The organism is Promineifilum sp. (SeqCode), assembly GCF_041918635.1.
Taxonomy (GTDB): Bacteria; Chloroflexota; Anaerolineae; order Promineifilales; family Promineifilaceae; genus Promineifilum.
The window spans coordinates 1-18,260 of the sequence record NZ_JAYRVJ010000789.1 but is presented as its reverse complement, the minus strand read 5'-3'; the positions used below and the strand labels follow the sequence as shown (position 1 = coordinate 18,260).

Annotated in this window: 12 protein-coding genes; 8 read left to right on the top strand and 4 right to left on the bottom strand. The window is 65.7% G+C overall.

Going from position 1 to position 18,260, the window contains the following annotated elements; translation table 11 throughout:
- The 5 genes from ACE3UY_RS22595 to ACE3UY_RS22575 form a co-directional block, all read left to right on the top strand.
- Window positions 1-1,447 (top strand): SUMF1/EgtB/PvdO family nonheme iron enzyme (locus tag ACE3UY_RS22595; protein WP_374689725.1); only part of this gene is annotated, 1,447 nt, incomplete at its 5' end.
- Between the two features lie 109 nt (window positions 1,448-1,556).
- On the top strand, window positions 1,557-4,502 hold the full coding sequence (locus ACE3UY_RS22590) for a serine/threonine protein kinase (protein WP_374689724.1): 2,946 nt from the start codon (window positions 1,557-1,559) through the stop codon (window positions 4,500-4,502).
- A 354-nt stretch (window positions 4,503-4,856) separates the two neighbouring features.
- A complete protein-coding gene (locus ACE3UY_RS22585; protein WP_374689723.1) occupies window positions 4,857-5,267 on the top strand; it encodes a type II toxin-antitoxin system VapC family toxin in 411 nt (136 codons plus the stop codon).
- Window positions 5,268-5,330: 63 nt separating this feature from the next.
- Window positions 5,331-6,710: a serine/threonine-protein kinase gene (locus ACE3UY_RS22580; protein WP_374689722.1), complete on the top strand. Its 1,380-nt coding sequence runs from the start codon at window positions 5,331-5,333 to the stop codon at window positions 6,708-6,710.
- Between the two features lie 461 nt (window positions 6,711-7,171).
- Window positions 7,172-10,354, top strand: coding sequence for an immune inhibitor A domain-containing protein (locus ACE3UY_RS22575; RefSeq protein ID WP_374689721.1), 3,183 nt, complete (start codon window positions 7,172-7,174; stop codon window positions 10,352-10,354).
- Between the two features lie 67 nt (window positions 10,355-10,421).
- Here the strand turns inward: ACE3UY_RS22575 and ACE3UY_RS22570 are convergent, their stop codons facing one another.
- Together ACE3UY_RS22570 and ACE3UY_RS22565 are read right to left on the bottom strand one after the other, a co-directional pair.
- Window positions 10,422-11,969, bottom strand: a complete 1,548-nt coding sequence (locus ACE3UY_RS22570; RefSeq protein WP_374689720.1) for a long-chain fatty acid--CoA ligase — start codon at window positions 11,967-11,969, stop codon at window positions 10,422-10,424.
- 99 nt (window positions 11,970-12,068) lie between these two features.
- Window positions 12,069-12,647 (bottom strand): GNAT family N-acetyltransferase, encoded by a 579-nt coding sequence (locus ACE3UY_RS22565; RefSeq protein ID WP_374689719.1) that lies wholly within the window; start codon window positions 12,645-12,647, stop codon window positions 12,069-12,071.
- A 93-nt stretch (window positions 12,648-12,740) separates the two neighbouring features.
- On the opposite strand from ACE3UY_RS22565, the gene ACE3UY_RS22560 reads away from it, so the two are divergent.
- Window positions 12,741-13,895, top strand: coding sequence for an alanine--glyoxylate aminotransferase family protein (locus ACE3UY_RS22560; RefSeq protein WP_374689718.1), 1,155 nt, complete (start codon window positions 12,741-12,743; stop codon window positions 13,893-13,895).
- A gap of 113 nt (window positions 13,896-14,008) precedes the next feature.
- Window positions 14,009-14,365: an MmcQ/YjbR family DNA-binding protein gene (locus ACE3UY_RS22555; protein ID WP_374689717.1), complete on the top strand. Its 357-nt coding sequence runs from the start codon at window positions 14,009-14,011 to the stop codon at window positions 14,363-14,365.
- Between the two features lie 92 nt (window positions 14,366-14,457).
- Here the strand turns inward: ACE3UY_RS22555 and ACE3UY_RS22550 are convergent, their stop codons facing one another.
- Window positions 14,458-15,192, bottom strand: a complete 735-nt coding sequence (locus ACE3UY_RS22550) for a metallophosphoesterase (protein WP_374689716.1) — start codon at window positions 15,190-15,192, stop codon at window positions 14,458-14,460.
- A 223-nt stretch (window positions 15,193-15,415) separates the two neighbouring features.
- Here ACE3UY_RS22550 and ACE3UY_RS22545 point away from each other — a divergent pair, with 223 nt between their 5' ends.
- Window positions 15,416-16,321 (top strand): aldo/keto reductase family oxidoreductase, encoded by a 906-nt coding sequence (locus ACE3UY_RS22545; RefSeq protein ID WP_374689715.1) that lies wholly within the window; start codon window positions 15,416-15,418, stop codon window positions 16,319-16,321.
- Between the two features lie 82 nt (window positions 16,322-16,403).
- Here ACE3UY_RS22545 and ACE3UY_RS22540 read toward each other — a convergent pair whose 3' ends face one another.
- Window positions 16,404-18,230: a hypothetical protein gene (locus ACE3UY_RS22540; protein ID WP_374689714.1), complete on the bottom strand. Its 1,827-nt coding sequence runs from the start codon at window positions 18,228-18,230 to the stop codon at window positions 16,404-16,406.
- Between the last annotated feature and the right edge of the window lie 30 nt (window positions 18,231-18,260).

Below are 18,260 nucleotides of genomic sequence, written 5' to 3'. Positions count from 1 at the left end.
GGGCCAGACGGACGCCCGCAGCGACGTCTATGCCCTGGGCGCGACGCTCTATACGCTGCTGACCAACCGGACGCCGCCGGAGAGCGTGGCGATGATGGCTGACTCAGGTACACAACTACCGCTGCCGCGCCAACTCAACCCGGCCATCCGGCCACTGACCGAGCAGGCCATCCTCCAGGCAATGGCCTTGAGCAAGTCCCAGCGCTTGCAGACAGCCGAGGCTTTTCGCACGGCGCTCCAGCCCTCCACGCCGGCGCCTCTAATCCGCGGCATGGCTGCAGGCCGGGTTACCGCGGCCCACCTGACCAACGGGTTGGCCGCGCCGGCTGAATCGGCCACATCCCACTCTCCTTCCCGGCCGTGGCCGCTGATGGTGCTGGTGGGACTCGCGGCGCTGGCGCTGCTGGCCTGGGGAGTGTGGGCTTTGATCCAGTCTGTTGAACCAGAGCCAATCAGGTTGGCCACCGTCCAGCCCGCGCCGACCGGCCTGCCGGCGACGGTCGCGCCGTCGCCCAACACCCCGCCGGCATCTACTGCGCCGGTTGCGACAGAGCCGGTCGCGACGGAGCCGGCTGCAACCGCGCGGCCTACTCTCTCCCCAACACCTGCCCTCGTCCCAGGCCAGGCGCGGGTGCTGATACTGCCGGACGGGACGCAGGTAGAACAGGTCTACGCGCCGGCCGGGTCGTTCCTCATGGGGCGCGATGACGGCCTGGAAGAAGATGAGCGACCCGCGCACCCGGCGACGCTCGATGGCTTCTGGATCGATCGGACAGAGGTGACCAACGCCCAATTCGCCGCCTTCGTGGCCGACACGAGCTATCAGACGACGGCCGAGCGGCGTGGCGGCGGCGAGACCCTGACGGCGGGCAACGCCTGGGGCTTTGTGACTGGCGCGAACTGGCAGCACCCGCGTGGCCCCTCCAGCACCCTGGACGGCCAGGAGTTCCACCCGGTGGTGCTGGTGACGTGGGAGGACGCCGACGCCTTCTGCCGCTGGCGCGGCGGCCGGCTGCCGACGGAGGCTGAGTGGGAGTATGCCGCCCGCGGGCCGGACAGCCGCCAGTTTCCCTGGGGTGACTTCTTCGAGACGTCGCTGCTCAACTACTGCGACGACAACTGCCCGACCAGTTGGTCTGACAGCCGCGTCGATGATGGCTACGCCTTCACCGCGCCGGTCGGCAGCTATCCGGGCGGGGCCAGCTGGATCGGCGCGCTGGACCTGATCGGCAACGTCTACGAGTGGGTGAACGACTGGTTTGATGAGGGGTACTACGCCCGCTCGCCGGCCGAGAACCCGACCGGCCCGACCGACGGTGGGCATAAGGTGCAGCGCGGCGGCAGCTGGCGCGACTACGACGACGTGACCTACGCCGCCTACCGCTTCAGCGACCCGGCCACTACGGCCGACTTCAACACTGGCTTTCGCTGCGCGAGCACGGAGTGAAGCAATTCCCCGCTGATGACGCAGATTGGGCGCAGATTTTCGCCGCCAAGCATTCTTAATCTGCCTAATCTGCGTAATCTGCGGATTCTTCTTTCTTCGAGAGGACAGAATGGCGCTCAATCCCGGAACCGTGATCAATAACCGCTACCGCATCGTCCGGCTCGTCGGCCAGGGCGGCTTTGGGGCCGTCTACCGCGCCTGGGATCTGTCGTTGGGGCAGCCGGTCGCCCTGAAGGAGAACGCCGACGCCGGGGTGGAGTCGCAGCGCCAGTTCGAGCGCGAGGCCAAGCTGCTGGCCGGCCTGCGCCACCCCAACCTGCCCGTCGTCATCGACCACTTCATCATCCCCGGCCAGGGGCAATACCTGGTGATGGACTACGTCGAGGGCAAGAGCTTGAGCGCCTTGCTGGTCGAGCGGGGCGGCCGGCTGCCGGAGCCGGAGGTGCTGCCCTGGGTGCGCCAGGTGTGCGACGCCCTCACCTACCTGCACACGCGCACCCCGCCGGTCATCCACCGCGACATCAAGCCCGACAACATCATCCTGACCGGCGACGGGCGGGCCATGCTGGTCGATTTCGGCATCTCCAAGGTCTACGACCCCGGCGGCTCGACGACCGTCGGGGCGAAGGCCGTCACGCCCGGCTACAGCCCGCCGGAGCAGTATGGCCGCGCCGGGACGGACGCCCGCAGCGACGTATATGCCCTGGGTGCGACGCTCTACACCCTGCTGACGGGGCAGGTTCCGCCGGATGGGCCGGACTTGAGCAGCGGGGCGCAGGCGCTCACGCCGCCGCGACGGCTCAACCCCGCCATCAGCGAGGAGATGTCGCAGGCCATCATGGCCGCCATGATGCCGTCCATCAGCCAGCGGCTAGGCAGCGCCACGGCCTTCCGGGACGCGCTGACCACCCGCGTCTTTGTCTCGCCCCAGCAGACGGCGCGCCCCGCCTCGGCGCCTGTGCCGGTCAAGAAGCGCCGCGTGTCGCGGTTGGTGTGGCTATTGGGCGCGCTCATCCCGATGGCCGTAGCCGTGGCCTGGGTCTGGATGACCTATGGCAACCCGTTCGACCGGCTGAGGGCCGCCGAACCCCCGGCAGCGATTGTCGGCGGCGCGGAGACGCCCGGGGCGCCGGTCATCGCCGTGGCGACGGAAGCGGGGACGCCGATTACGACCGCGACAGTCGAACAGACGCCGAGCGCCACCGCGCCCGCGGCGACGACCACGGTCGCCCCGACCAAAGAGACGGCGGCTCCCGCCGCTTCGTCCACGACTGAGGCCACCACGGCGCAGCCTGCCGACGTTCCCGCGGCGACGGCTACCCCGACCCCGCCACCGGCCACGGCTACGGCTACGGCTACTCAAGTAGCGATTTCCGAGCCAGCCACCACCGCAGACTGGAAGCACATCAACCAGCCGTGGGAGCAAGACGGCGTGTCGCTGACGGCGCGGACGCTGGAGATACGGCCGGAGAACGACTCCCAGAACCCGGCGGCACGGGTCTGGTTCCGGCTGGTGAACAAGACGGGCCAGCGGTTGTTGGTCGAGATCAACTGGGCCAACATCTTTCTGGAGGACAGTTTCGGGACGCGCTACGTCGACTTCGAGGGGGGCGAGACGACGTCGGTCTGGGTTGAGACGGGCGCGAACTACGACTTCGACCGCCAATACACCGTGACGCCGGGCCAGCGCAGCCGCGTTCCCGGCGACGCGGCTTTCGTCCAGGTGACCGTGACCGAATTCTCGCGGGTTAAGGATGCGCGCTGGCAGTACCCCATCAACGCCGCCTTGCAGCCGGTGGTCGGGCCGGCCGAGGGCGAGGCCAAAACCGTCGGCGAGGCGTGGGAGCAAGAGGGGCTGGCGCTGCGGCTGGCCGACATCCGCGTGTTGGCCGAAAGCGACAGCGGCGACGCGGCGGCGCGCGTCTGGTTCGAGCTGACCAACACCACCAACCAGGAGTGGCTGGCGGAGATCGACTTCGGCCACATTTACCTGACCGATAGCTTCGGCCGCCACTTCGGCGATTGGGACGGCGGCGGGATTTTTGCCCGGTCTATCCGGCCGGGCGACACACTCCGCTTCGACCGCTACTACAGCGAGATGTCCGGCCGGCGCAGCCGCATCAGCCGGGGCACGGGGAACGTCGTGGTGACGGTGGAAAGCCTCGGTCGCCTGACCAACGCGCTGTGGAACGTTCCGGTCGACGTCCGCCTCTCTACCGTGAACAGCGCGGGGCGCGAAACGCCCTTGAACATCAACCAGGCGTGGGAGCAGGAAGGCGTGTCGCTGACGGCCCGCACGCTGGAAATACGGGCCGAAAGCGACTCTCAGGAGCCGGCGGCGCGCGTCTGGTTCCGGCTGCTCAACAAGACGGGCCAACCGCTGCTGATCACGCTCGACTGGAGCAAGCTCTATCTGCAAGACAGCGCCGGGACGCGCTACGTCGATTTTGAGGGGGAGGGGATGACCTCGGTTTGGGTGCAGACGGGACAGGTCTACGACTTCGACCGCCACTACACCGTGACGCCCGACCAGCGCAGCCGCGTCCCCAGCAACGCCGCCTTTGTGCAGGTGGTCGTCGAGGGACTGTCGCGCATCAGCAACGCGCGCTGGCAGTATGACATCAACCCCAACTTGCAGCCGGTGGCGGAGCCGGCCGATGGCGCGACCAGGGCCGTTGGCGAGGCGTGGGAGCAGGACGGTGTGGCCCTGCGGCTGGCCGACCTGCGGGTGCAGGCGGAGAGCGATTCGGGCGACGCGGCGGCGCGGGCCTGGTTCGAGGTGACCAACAGCACCGCCCAGCGGGTGATCGTCGAGATCGACCTCGGCCACCTCTACTTGACCGACAGTTTCGGCCGCGTCTTTGGCGATTGGGACGGCGGCGGGCTTTACGCCGTGACCATCGAACCGGGCGCTACGGCCCGGTTTGACCGCTATTACAGCGAGATGTCGGGCCGCCGTAGCCGGATCACCCGCGGAGCGCTCTTCGTGCTGCTGCACGCCGACCGGACGATGCAGTTGGAGAACGCCTTGTGGCGCGTTAACATCAACCGCTAAAAGTGCGACCCACTTTCCGAAGCGGGTTGCACTTGTGGCTGCCTACCAGTCAGGTCTGAACAGTGCCTACTCCGCCCGATTCTACTATAATGGCTTTGGTAACTTTTAGGCTTGGAGAGATAGTTATGAGCGTAGAGTACGAGAGCCTCGAAAACATACTGGACCGGATCAGGCGGCTTCCGCCGGAGTATCGCTTACGGCTGATGCAGGGAATTCTCGACACACTGATTCCGGCAACACCACCCCAATCTCCCCGAATCCTCCAGTATGGCGAGTACAAAGACTTTGACGGACCCATGTCAACCTTTGAAGACTACGCCGTAGCTGAGTGGAGGCCCACCGAGAAAGAATTGAATGACGAGTAGTTTCGTTCTCGACACCCATGCGTTGCTCTGGTATCTGGAAGGCAATCGGCAGTTAGGTCAACGAGCACGCAAGATCATCGCCACGCCGGAGAGTCACTTAATCGTGCCAATCATCGCTCTCGCGGAGGCGGACGTCATTATTGACCGGCGTCGAACTAAAATCCCCTCAATTTCGCACCTGCTAGATAGCCTTGCCGGTGATTCACGCTTTGAGATTTATCCCCTTACCCTGGCTGTCTTCAAGCGAAGCCTCTCCTCCGATGCGGCGCGCATACCTGAATTGCATGATCGACTGATCGCCGCTTCCGCATTGTTGCTCCGTGATCTTGGACATGACGTCAGGTTGGTTACTAGAGATCAAAGCCTGACGGAAGCCAAGCTGTTGCCGGTGATCTGGTAGTCTCTGCGGTGCGCAACACAGGTGAACTGGCTAGAATCCCCTCTTTGAGGCATCATTACCCCCATGCTCCAGCCCGGCCAACAAATCGAGAACTACCGCATCGACGAGATTATCGGCGAGGGCGGCATGGGGGCCATCTACCGCGCGACGGACGTAAACCTGATGCGCCCCGTCGCCGTCAAGGTGATGCACAGCAACCTGGTGGCCGACCCCTCCTTCCAGGGGCGCTTCCTGCAGGAGGCCCGCGCTGCCGCCCGCCTTGACCATCCCTCCATCGTCCGCGTCTACCACTTCGGCCGCGAGAGCGGGCTGCTCTACATCGTCATGGAACTGGTGGACGGCCTGAGCCTGGGAGCCTACCTGCGCCAACTGGCCCGGCTCAACCAGGTCGTCCGGCTGGAGGAGACACTGACGCTGGTGGCCCAGGCCGCCGACGCGCTCGGCTACGCCCACCGCCAGGGGGTTGTCCACCGCGACGTGAAGCCTGACAACATCCTCGTCAAACGCCTCGACCAGCCCGACCGGCCGGGCGAGTCGCCACTGCGGGCGATGGTGACCGACTTCGGCCTGGCCAAGCTGGTCGAGGTGGACAATGAGACGCAGGCCGGTCTGATGATGGGCACGCTGCCCTACATGTCGCCGGAGCAGGCGCTCGATGGGCCAGTGGACGGCCGCTCCGACATCTACTCGCTGGGCGTCGTGCTCTATCAACTGGCGACGGGCAAGCTGCCGCTCGACATCCGCTCGCCGGAGCGGGCGGTGCAGGCCCACCAGTATGAGACCATCCCGTCGCCGCGCAGCATCCACAGTGGCGTGCCGCCGGCGGTGGAGACGGTCATCTTGCGCGCCCTGGCCCGCCGCCCGGAAAATCGTTACCAGTCGGCCGAGGAGCTGGCCGCCGAGTTGCGCCGCGCGGCGCTGACGGTGACCGACCAGCAAGCCCAGGCCTTTGCCCAGGACACCGGCTCGCTGGTTGTCAGCATGGTCACCGAGTTCCCCACGCCCGCCCGGCGGCTGGAATGGGACATGCGCCCGCGGCTGCTGCGCGACGAGGGTATCTGCCGTGTGCTGCTGCGCAACAACACGCCCATACTCCAGATGGTGAGCCTGTCGGCCGAGACGCCGCGCGGCGGCCTCTACTTCGACACGGCTCAGAAGCAGGTCAGCCTTGCGCCGGGGCAGACGGGCGTGGTCGATTTCTATGTCCAGGCCATCAAGCGCCCCTCGACCGGACGAACGGTGACGCGGCCGTTCCTCATTCACGTTTCGCCGCTGACCCCTCAGCCTGGCCCCGCCGCGCCTCCGCTCGACGGGCAGGTGGCGATCACCCCCAAGCTGCCGCTGTGGCTGACGCTGTTGCTGCTGATCCTCTTGCTGTCGCTCTGTGGGCTGCTGGCCGCGGTGGCGAATTCACTGCCCAGCTTGAGCAGCCTGCTTAGCTGATACCTTCGACTGAATAGCTGCGAATTTCACGGAACAGACGGATGAAGAACGAATTCAACGTTCTTTCAACCCGTTCTTTATCCGTCGGTTCCGTCCGAATCCGTAGCCATTCCTTTATGGACTATTCGGTGTCAATTTGGTGACAACTTGGTGTTTACAGATGCGTCCATTTCATTATAATGGGGCGCAGTGGTGTGGATCTGTCACCTTACGCCGCGATGACACCGGGTAAGAGCGCTCGTCCCGTCGTCCCGCTCCACGCGGAGGTTGCCTGATGCGCTGATCTGTGCGACGACGCGCGCCCTGTCGCCTCCTTGCCCCCACCCCGCAGCGCGATTTGGCACATCGCGCCGCCAAGCGCTCGCCGGCCCGCACACCCCACGCGGCCAGACCGCTATCATCCCCTGTCCCTGTCACTCGAATCTTTCCGGAATGTGTGTGATGACCGTTAGGAGAGAAGTATGAATCGTGAGAAGTTTCGCACCCGCGCCGGGCGCTGGACCCTGTTGGCCCTGCTAACGGCCCTGGCTGTCGCCGTTCTGGCGCGCGGCCAAGCGGAGGGCGTCCGCGCCTGGGCGCAGCGCGAGGCGCGCCCCAACGCGACGTTGACGGCCGATAGCCGGCTGGCCTGGCAGAGCGTCCGCATGCCGCCAGCCCACATCGTTGAGGATAGGCTGCGCGAGCAGGGCCGCCTGGAGCTTGGCGCGGACAAGGCCGACATCGAGGCCGCCGTCCAGAACTGGTACGCGAAGGCATCGAAGCAGTTCTACACCGGCCCCAACCCCGCCGCCTACCGGCAACTCCTGGAACGGGAGAAGGCGCTGTTGGACCCGGACGCCGCGGTAAGCCCCAACGCCTTTGGCGATGACGAGAAGCTGCCCACGCCGCCCAAAAACCTGCTGGGCGTGGTCGTCGAGTTCAACCCCGAGGGCGGCGAGGAGACCTTCGATCGGCCCTATCCGGTCGATCCGGCCGACCCCGCTCAGGGCTGTTCCGACCAGCCGTTCACTTACAGCGCGTTGGGGCTGGGCGATGACCCACCCCCCGGCCCGGCCGACAACTTCACCTTCTTCAAGCCGGGCATCAGCGTCGCCGATTACCAGTCGGCCTTCTTCGAGACGGGGCCAGACGCCGGTTATGGCGTTGTACGGCCCGATCTGGGCGGCATCGACCTGTCCGGCTGGTCGCTCAACAACTACCTGGCCGAGATGTCCCGCGGGACGTACCAGGCGGGCGGCGGCTTCCTGGCCGATCCGCTCAGCCTGCCCCATGCGCACGAGTATTATGGGCACGCGGTCTACCAGGAGGATGACGAGGGCAACTGCGTGACGGCTGACAACAGCGACGGCAATTACGGCAGCTTCGCCTTCGACACGCTCGACGCGCTGACCGCCGCCTTTGACGGCAACCCCGATATTACGTGGAGCGACTACGACGCCAACGACGATCACATCATCGACCTGCTGGTGATTATCCATGCCGGTTACGCCTGGCAGAACGGCGGCGGCATCAACCGGCTGAGCACCAGTTCCTCCGGCTTCACCACGCCGCAACAGATCGTCGGCTTCGGCACGCCGGACGACGACAGCGACGACTACTTCGTCCAGGGCTTCAACGTTGATCCGGAGCAGTTGGACGTAGGCGGCATCCAGGAGGAGTTCGAGCACCAGTTCGGTCTGCCCGACATCTACGTGACCGACGCCATCAACTCTAACTCCTTCTGGGGGGCGCACTCCGCCGGCGTTTGGGGCGGGCCTATCGGCGGCGCGCGACCGGTCGGCCACAACCTGTGGCAAGACTGGGTGCTCGGCTGGCGCAACCCGCAAATTCTCCACTACAACGACCCGGCGCTGCTGACAGACGGCGTGGAGTTGAACCTCGGCCGCGCCCGCTACAAGCCGGAAGGCACGGAGGATGGCGTCATCGTCCGCCTGCCCAATGGCGAGTTCAGCGTGCCCAACCTGGCCGGGCAGGGCATCGCCTGGTACTCGCAATCGGGCGACCTGCTCGACAACCGCGTCTACAGCGAGTTCGATCTGACCAACGTCAACCTGCCAGTCATGTTCTCCTTCGACGCCTGGTGGGACATCGAGGAGGATTTCGACTACGGCCTGATCGAGTTCTCCATCGACGACGGCGCAACCTGGGTGACCATCCCCGATAACGGCGGCGTGCTGACCGACGAAGACCCGAACGACGTGGGCGTGGTGTCCCCCGGCGAGGCGTGGGGCCTGACGGGCGCGGGCGAGGGCACGCTGACCTTCAACCTCAACCAGTTCGCGGGCGAAATGCTGTGGATCCGCTTCCGTTACCTGACCGATCCGGGCGTGGCGAACCCCGGCTGGCAGGTGGACAACATCGTCATCGAAGACCAGGACGGCCTCATCTACGCCAACGATCTGGAAGAGGATTTCAGCGATTGGACGAACGAGGGCTGGGTGACCGTTCCCTACACGGCCAGCTACGTGCGCTACTACCTGATGGAGTGGCGCGACGACAACGGCTTCGACGCTTCGCTGAACGACCCGTATCAGGTCGTCTACGCCTCGGACTCGGAGCCGCCCCCGGAGACGACGGTCGACAAGCTGCCGGCGACGACACCGGGCTTGCAGATCTCCTACCGCGACGGCTCGCAGGGGTTTGACTACGCCCTCAACGACGCGCTGCTGGAAGGGCAGAGCATCGGCGCCAAGTTCGGTCACCTGGTGGTGGAGTCGCACTTCATGCCGCGGACGTTTGACACGCCCGACCCCATCCAGGACGGCCAGCAGGGTATCAAGCTGAGCGGGCGCGTGCTGCCCGGCGACGCGACGTTCGGCCTGGTGGAGACGCAGGCATGGGGGCCGGTGCGGCTGGGCTACGACCCGGAGACGGGCGAGTCGGTGGAGGTGAAGAGCTTCGAGGGCTTGCCGCCGGAGCCCGCCTTCCACGACAGCTACGGCTACTACCCGGGCCTGTTCTTCTCGCCCGACACGGGCTTCGTCTACTTCAACGACAGCGATGCCAGCGTCGTCCTGCCGGCGCGCGGGCCGTACACCACGCGCGTTACCGACCAGGCGGGCCATCTGCTGCCCGACCTGTTCGGCGCGCTGGTGGCCGGTTTCGAGTTGGGCACGGGTAACCCCGGCGACAGCCACGTCCACTTCGGCCTGCACGCCGAGGTGCTGGAGGGCAGCGAGGAGCAGGCGACGGTGCGGCTGTGGAACCGGCCGTATGAGGTGCGCCTCTCCTCCACCAGCGAGGGCGTGGTCGGCGGCGAGGAACCGGTGCGGACGACGTTCACCATCGGCGAGAACATCGGCGGCAAGATCGAGGAGCCGCTTATCCTGGTGGCGCTGCCGGAAGGGGTGAGCTACGTTGAGGGCAGCGGCTTCGGCGGCCTCGGCCCGCTGGGCGAGGAGGCGCTGGCGCAACTGCCGCTGGCCCGCGCGGCGGCCACGACCTACCTGGCCTGGCGGGGGGACGACATCTGGACGGGCGCGAGCGTCGAGCCGTTCGGCTTCGAGTGGACGGCGGCCGACGGTGTGGGCGACGTGACGTTGGAGGTGACGCTGTATCGCAATGGCAGCGAGTGGTTCCAGACGGAGGTGGTTGAGGTTAGCCAGTATCCGTATGGGACGTTCTTGCCGGTGATGGCAAGATAGAGAAGAGAAGGATCCGCAGATTACGCAGATTTGAAGAGAAATCTGTGTAATCTGCGGCTCGTTTCTCTTATCGGAGTTCGCGCTTCAGGATCTTCCCCGTCGCCGTCATCGGCAGCGCGTCGCGAAACTCGACGATGCGCGGGTACTTATAGCCGGCCATGCACCCCTTGCACCAGTCGATCAGCTCTTCCTCGTCCACTGACTGGCCCGGCTTCAGGATGACGTACGCCTTCACCTCTTCGCCGTGGCTCTCATCGGGCACGCCCAGCACCGCGGCCAGGCTCACCGCCGGGTGGGTCATCATCACCTCTTCGACCTCGCGCGGGTAAACGTTGAAGCCGCCGCGGATGATCATATCCTTCAGCCGGTCGGTGATGTAGAGGAAGCCGTCCTCGTCGAACTGGCCGATGTCGCCGGTGTGGAACCAGCCATTGCGCATCGCCTCGGCCGTCGCCTCCGGCTTCCTGTAATACCCCTTCATGATGTTGTGGCCCTTGATGACGATCTCCCCCATCTCTCCCTGGGGCACGTCGTTATCCTCCAAGTCGACCACGCGCACTGACACGCCCCACACCGGCAGGCCGACCGAGCCGGGCTTGGCCGGCCGGTCGAGCCGGTTGAACGTCGCCACCGGGCTTGTCTCCGACAGGCCATACCCCTCGATGATCTCCACGTCGAATTTCTCGCCGAAGGCGCGCATGACCTCCACCGGCATGGCCGAGCCGCCGGAGACGGCCAGTCGCAGGTTGCTGGCGATCTTGGCCAGGTCGAACTTGTCCGGGTTGGGGTGGTTCAACATGGCCCAATACATCGTCGGCACGCCGGCGAAGAAGGTCACGTTGTCGCGCTGCATGATGGTCAGCGCCGTGTCGGGATCGAAGCGCGGCAGCAGCGTCAGCGTGGCCTGGTTATAGAAGCCGGCGTTCATCTGCACCGTCTGGCCGAAGGAGTGAAACAGGGGCAGCGTCACCAGGTGCACGTCGTGCGTCTCCCCCCGCGGGTACATCGTGTCCGACAGGCGGGCGTTGAGCAGCATGTTGCTGTGGCTCAGCTCCGCCCCCTTGGGGCTGCCCGTCGTGCCGCTGGTGTAGAGGATGACCGCCGTGTCGCTGGGGTGGGTCATCACCGTGTCGAACGCCGGCGACCGGCCGTGCATCAACTGGCCCAGCGTCTGCGCCCCCTCGATGGGCGAGGGCGCGGCCGGGTCGGCGGTGATCAGGAAGAAGTGTTCGCAGGTGTCCACCTGCTGGAACCCCTCCCAGCCGAACTGGCCCATCGGCAGGTCGGGTGTACCCTGGAAGCAGAAGTAAGCCTTGCTGTCGGAGTCTTGCAGGTGGTAGGCGATCTCGCGCCCCTTCAACAAGACATTGAGCGGCACGACCGTCGCGCCGGCCTTCAGGATGCCGTAGTAGATGATGGGGAAGAACGGCAGGTTGGGACAGGTCAGGGCCACCTTGTCGCCGGGGCCGACGCCCAGACTGGCCAGTCCGCTGGCGACCTGGTTGGCCGCGGCGTTGACCGCCGCGTAAGGGAGCTTGAGGTCATTGAAGATGACCGCCGTGCGCGTCGGCACTTCCCGCGCGCTGTCTTCGAGCAGAACTGCCAGGTTGAGCATCGTTTCCTCCGTTTAATGTGTTGTTCAAGCCCTCTCTATGCGGGGGAGCGGGGGTGCCGGGGAGCGGGGGTGAAGAATAGTGCGACGATTCGTTTCTTTTCACCCCTGCTCCCCCGCACCCCGGCTCCCCTGCGTCTTCTCCCATTCGCGGCGCAATAACCCATACAGCAGCATATCATATCGCCGCCCATCGCGCTCGATATGCTCCCGATAGACCCCCTCGCGGGTGAAGCCCAGCCGCTCGTAGAGCGCGATGGCCGCCGCATTATAACCGAAAACGGTCAGACAGACGCGGTGCAGATTCAACTCGTGGAAGGCGAAGCGCAGTCCCACCGCCATCGCGTCGCGCCCATACCCCTGTCCCCGGTGGCGGGCCTCGCCGATGCCGATGCTGACGAACGTCGTCCGGTTCGACCAGTCCACCCCATCGAACTCCAACAGGCCGACGATCTCCTCCTCATCCAGCAGCCGCACGGCGAACAGGAACACGTCGGGGCTGGTCTGGCTCAGGTCGAAGCGGCGGCTCAGTTGATCCTCGTTGCGCGGCGCGGCCGGCGCGGTATTGTAGAGGCGCAGGAAGTCGGGATCGGCCCACCAGCGGGTGATGGCCGGCATGTCGCCCGCGGTCACGGCTGTCAGGCGCACCTGTTCGCCACGCAGCAAATTCGATGTTATCATGAGTAATTCCTCCGCATGGCATCTATAGAAACCGAGTTTCTCGGAAGAAACTTGGTTTCTAAGTCGTTCCGCCGGCCGGGGTTTGAGGGAACCATGAGTATAGACACCTTCCAGATCAACGACAATCACCGCGCGCAGCTGCCGACCCTCGACATGCCGCCGCGCATCCTGCTGGGGGCCGGGCCGTCGAACACCCACCCCCGCGTCTTTAGCGCCATGACTGCCCCGACCGTCGGCCATCTCGACCCGACGTTCATCCGCGTCATGGACGAGGTCAGCGAGTTGCTGCGCTACGCCTGGCAGACGGACAACGCCTACACCATCGCCATCAGCGGCACCGGCAGCTCAGGGATGGAGGCGGCCTTCGCCAACGTCGTCGAGCCGGGCGATCGGGTGCTGGTCGGCGTCAACGGCTATTTCGGCCGGCGCATGGTGGACATGGCCGGGCGCTATGGGGCCGATGTGCGCTGCCTGGAGGCGGCCTGGGGCGCGGCCTTCTCGCTGGAGGAAATTCGCGCCGGCCTGGCGACTCACCGGCCGCAGGTGCTGGCCCTCGTCCACGCCGAGACCTCCACCGGCGTCCGCCAGCCGCTCGAAGGGCTGGGCGACCTCTGCCGCGAACACGACTGCCTGCTGCTGGTGGACACCGTCACCAGCCTGGGTGGCGTGCCCCTCTACGTGGACGCCTGGGGGCTGGACATCGCCTACAGCGGCTCGCAGAAGTGCCTCAGCTGCCCCTCCGGCGTGGCCCCCATCACATTCGGGCCGCGGGCGCTGGCGAAGATCGCCAATCGCAAGACGCCCATCGCCAACTGGTACATGAACGCCGACCTGCTGGGCAAGTACTGGGCCGGGTCGCCGCGCGCCTACCACCATACCGCGCCGATGCACCTGTTCTACGCCCTGCGCGAGGGGTTGCGGCTGGTGGCCGAAGAGGGGCTGGCCGCGCGCTGGGAACGCCACCAGGCCACGGCCGAGCGCTTCTGGGCCGGACTGGAGGAGATGGGCCTGACGCCCCACGTGCCGCTCGACATCCGGCTGCCCAGCCTGACGACGGTGCGCGTGCCCGAGGGCGTCGACGCGGCCGCCGTGTCGCGCCGCCTGCTGACGGAGTACAACATCGAGATCGCCGGTGGCCTGGGCGACCTGGCCGGCAAAGTGTGGCGCGTCGGCCTGATGGGCTACAACGCGCGGCGGGAGACGGTGGCCGTCCTCCTGCGCGCCCTGGCCGAAGTCCTGGGGCGATAGTCGGATGAAAGAGGCATGGCTACGGATTCGCACGGAAAGAACGGATAAAAACGGTTTAGCCGTTCTTTATCCGTACTATCCGTCTCAATCCGTAGCCATTCATTAAAACGATCATGAATCTGAAGGAACTGCAAGTCTACTTGCTCAACAAGAAGGCCGCGACCGAGGACACCCCCTTCGGCCCCGAGGCGCTTGTCTACAAGGTCATGGGCAAGATGTTCGCTCTCGTCGCCTGGCAGGCCGACCCGCTGACCATCAGCCTCAAGTGCGAACCGGGCCAGGCGCTCTTCCTGCGCGACCTCTATCCGGCCGTGCGCCCCGGCTACCACATGAATAAGACCCACTGGAACACGGTCACGCTCGACGGCAGCATTCCGGAGCCGGAGGTGTTGGGCATGATTGACGACTCCTATGACCTGGTCGTCAAGTCGCTGACGCGGGCGCAACGCGCAGCGCTTGCGGAGAAGTGAGAAGAAGCTCACGCAAAGCGCGCCAAGTACGCCAAGAACGCAAAAAGAGATAAATCTTCTTGGCGTACTTGGCGTTCTTTGCGTGAGCCTCTTTATTTCCAATCGGCCAGGTAGAAATCGGCGTGGGGCATCCCGCTGGCGCGGACGGCGGCGGCCAAGTCGTCCAGCGAGTAGGGCACGCGGCGCAGACTGAGCGTCAGGCCACCGTCGTGTGTATCCACCAGCGCGTATTCGGCCCACGGCGGGTTGTAGGTGTTCTTCTCTGATCCGGGTTGGGGATGGATCATTGGCAGGCCAACGCTGCCCGGATTGATGATCACGCTCTCCCCATAGCGGCGCACCATCGCCTCGTGGGTGTGGCCGCCGGCCAGTAGCGTGGCCCGGTGTTCCTCGAAGTAGTCATCGAGTTTCTTCGTCGGCGTCTCCGGCTCGATCCGCTCCTCGAAGCTGCGCGGCGAGCCGTGGTAGCAGAGCAGGGACGTGCCATCCAGGTTGAACGCCAACCACGGGGCGTAGGCTTCTATCAGCCCCCGTTCCGTCGCCGTCACCTGCCCGGCCGCCCACAGCTCGATCTCCTGCTGGCGGCGCTGGTCATCGTTCTTCGTCTTCTCCCGCTTGGGGTTCAGCAGCCAATGGTCGGTGTTGCCCAGGATGACGGGGATCGCCAGATCGTGTAGCCGGTGGACGACCGCCATCGGCTGTGGCCCCAGCGCGGCTACGTCCCCCAAGCAGATGATCTGGTCGGCCCCGTGCCGTGCGATGTCGGTCAGCGCCGCGTCTAGCGCCGTCAGGTTGCCGTGAATGTCGGAAATAAGCGCAACTTGCATCAGTTCACTCCTTTGAAGAAGAATTCATCCGCAGATTTTGCAGATTACGCGGATTTTCAGAGCATGGCTACGTAGTATGTTTTGGCTGTGGAGTTTCATCCGTTAGTATAGTGTGGAGCTTGACCAATGGAACCAATACTAAGCGACTACAGATAATATGAGCCTTCATCTCTCCCTAGAAAAATCTGCGAAATCTGCGGATCATATCTCTGCGAGGTGATAGATGACGAGGATTCAACTAACCGACGGCGGCCCGACCTTTTCGCGCCTGGTGGCTGGAGTGTGGCGGCTGCGCGAGTGGGGCATGGACAGCCGCGCCCTGCTCGACTTCATCCACGGCTGCCTCGACCTGGGCGTCACCACCTTCGACAACGCCGACATCTACGGCGGCTACACCTGTGAAGCGCTGTTCGGCGCGGCGCTGGCTGCCGAGCCGTCTCTGCGCGGCCGGATCGAACTGGTGACCAAGTGTGGCATCCAACTGGTGTCCGACAACCGGCCGGCCAACCGCGTCCACCACTACGACACGGGCCGCGACCACCTCGTCGCCGCGGCCGAGAACTCGCTACGCCAGTTGCACACCGACACGCTGGACTTGCTGCTCATCCACCGCCCCGACCCGCTCATGGACGCCGACGAGGTGGCCGAGGCGTTCGGCGCGCTGCGGGCCGCGGGCAAGGTGCGCCACTTTGGCGTCTCGAATTTCATGCCCTGGCAGTTCCACCTGTTGCAGTCGCGCCTCGACTTCCCGCTGGTGACCAACCAGATCGAGCTATCGGTGCTGCACCTCGACCCGCTGCACGATGGGACGCTCGACCAGGCGCAGCGGCTGCGCACGCCGCCGATGGCCTGGTCGCCGCTGGCCGGCGGGCGGCTGTTCGACCCGTGGGATGAGCGCGCGGCGCGGGTGCGGGCAGCGCTGGAGGCCGTGGGGCAAGAGGTGGGCGGCGCGGGCGCGGATCAGGTGGCATTGGCCTGGCTACTGCGTCACCCGGCCCGCATCCTGCCGGTGCTGGGCACGGGCAAGCTGGAGCGGGTGCGCGCCGCCGCCGCGGCCGAGGCCATCGCCCTCGACCGCCAGCAGTGGTTCACCATTTGGGAAGCCTCGGCCGGCCGCGAAGTACCGTAAGAATCCACAGATTTCGCAAATTACACAGATTTATGAAAGGTCATCTGTGTCATCTGTGAAATCTGTGGATTCTTCTGCTGGATTAGGGGCGAAGGATGAGCGGCAAGGCCCAATCGTAGTAGACGTGGCCGAAGAGAACGGCCGGCACGTCCGTCTGCCCGTCGTCGTTCAGCCCCCAGCAGAAGACGCGGCCGTCGCGCCGTAGGCCGCAGGTGTGGCTATAGCCCGCGCTGATCTGGACAAAGGGGCCGGTCTGGCCGGCGGCCTCCCCATCATCGTTCTGCCCCCAGCACTCGACCCCGCCGCCTGGCTTCAGCCCGCACGTGTGGAACTCGCCGGTCGTGAGCTGGGTGAAGGGGCCGGGCCGGTCGGCCGCCTGACCGTAGTTGTGCTCCTCCTGCGCGCCCCAGCAGTCGACGCTGCCGTCGCGCCGCAGGCCGCAATTGTGGTAAGACCGCGCGCTGATCTGGACAAAGGGCCCGCTCTGGCTCTGGAACTGCCCTTCGTCCCTGCCTCCGCCCCAGCAGTCCACGCCGCCATTGGGCTTCAGGCCGCAGACGTGGAAGTCGGCCGAGTCGATGGCGATATAGGGGCCGGTCGCGTCCTCTACAAGCGTCCCCCAGCAGTAGACGCTGCCATCGGGCTTCAGCCCGCAGGTGTGCCAGAAGCCGGCGCTGACCTGCACAAAGGGGCCGGTTGGGCTGCCGGCCTGCCCCCAGTTGCTCATCCCCCAACACTGGACGCTGCCGCTGGGCCGCAACCCGCAGGAGTGGCCGGCGCCGACCGACACCTGCGCGAAGAAGAGCGTCGAGTCGGCCGACTGACCGAAAGTATTCTCCCCCCAGCACTCGATGCCGCCGTCGCGCCGCAGCCCGCAGGTGTGGAAGCCGCCCGCGCTGAGTTCCGCTTCCGGGTCGAGCGCCGCCATCGTGTAGGGACCGAAGGGGCCGGGCGGGCTCTCTGTCTCGCCGTGTTCGTTGCCCCCCCAGCAGACAATGCTGCCGTCGCGCTTCAGGCCGCAGGTGTGCCAGAAGCCCGCGCTGACCTGAGTGAAGTCGCCGACCTGGTCTGCCGCCTCGCCCATGACATTCCGCCCCCAACAGTGGACACCCCTGATGCCCCCGGAGCGAAGATCCGCTGCGCACGTATGGAAAGCGCCCACACTCAACTGGCCGAAGTAGCCGGTCTGATCCTCCGCCTGCCCGTGTTGGTTATTCCCCCAACAGTCGATTTTTTCCAGTTCATCCCATTCAACAGGGCGTATGAACCCGCAGGTGTGGGTGAAGCTGGTGCTGATCTGCTCGTAGGGGCCGGGCTTGTCGTCCGCCTCGCCATATTCGTTGTGCCCCCAGCAGTCCACGCTGCCGTCGGGCTTCAGGCCGCAGGTATGCCAGTAGCCGGCGCTGAGCTGGATGAAGGGACCGGCCTGGGCGGCTGCCTGGCCGTCGCCGTTATTCCCCCAGCAGTCGACGCGGCCGTCGCGCCGCAGCCCGCAGGTGTGGTACGTGCCGGCGGCGACCTGACGGAAGAAGCCGGCCGGGTCGGACGCTTGCCCGAACTGGTTGTATCCCCAGCAGTCGACGCGGCCATCGGGCTTCAGCCCACAGGTGTGATACCAGCCCGCGCTGACCTGAATGAAGGGGCCGGCCTGATCGACCGCTTGTCCTTCATGATTCATCCCCCAGCAGTCAATGCGACCGTCGGCCCTCACCGCGCAGGTGTGGCCGTCGCCCGCGCCCAGTACGGCCTCCGCGTTTTCCTCACCGCCTATCAGACGCGCGCGCGGCGCGGCCTCCGGCTCCTCTTGCGCCCCGGCCGGGCTTAGCGCCACGACCAGCAACACTATCCCTAACACAATCGCAGCCGCGCTAAACCGGCGACCGCTTCTCTGATTCTGTCTCGTCGTCATGTCATGATCTCCCGAAGCGTTCCGGCAAGG

Coding starts and splice junctions, on each gene's coding strand:
- ACE3UY_RS22590 (WP_374689724.1), top strand. CDS start 1,557: ATGGCGCTCAATCCCGGAACCGTGATCAATAACCGCTACCGCATCGTC.
- ACE3UY_RS22585 (WP_374689723.1), top strand. CDS start 4,857: ATGACGAGTAGTTTCGTTCTCGACACCCATGCGTTGCTCTGGTATCTG.
- ACE3UY_RS22580 (WP_374689722.1), top strand. CDS start 5,331: ATGCTCCAGCCCGGCCAACAAATCGAGAACTACCGCATCGACGAGATT.
- ACE3UY_RS22575 (WP_374689721.1), top strand. CDS start 7,172: ATGAATCGTGAGAAGTTTCGCACCCGCGCCGGGCGCTGGACCCTGTTG.
- ACE3UY_RS22570 (WP_374689720.1), bottom strand. CDS start 11,969: ATGCTCAACCTGGCAGTTCTGCTCGAAGACAGCGCGCGGGAAGTGCCG.
- ACE3UY_RS22565 (WP_374689719.1), bottom strand. CDS start 12,647: ATGATAACATCGAATTTGCTGCGTGGCGAACAGGTGCGCCTGACAGCC.
- ACE3UY_RS22560 (WP_374689718.1), top strand. CDS start 12,741: ATGAGTATAGACACCTTCCAGATCAACGACAATCACCGCGCGCAGCTG.
- ACE3UY_RS22555 (WP_374689717.1), top strand. CDS start 14,009: ATGAATCTGAAGGAACTGCAAGTCTACTTGCTCAACAAGAAGGCCGCG.
- ACE3UY_RS22550 (WP_374689716.1), bottom strand. CDS start 15,192: ATGCAAGTTGCGCTTATTTCCGACATTCACGGCAACCTGACGGCGCTA.
- ACE3UY_RS22545 (WP_374689715.1), top strand. CDS start 15,416: ATGACGAGGATTCAACTAACCGACGGCGGCCCGACCTTTTCGCGCCTG.
- ACE3UY_RS22540 (WP_374689714.1), bottom strand. CDS start 18,230: ATGACGACGAGACAGAATCAGAGAAGCGGTCGCCGGTTTAGCGCGGCT.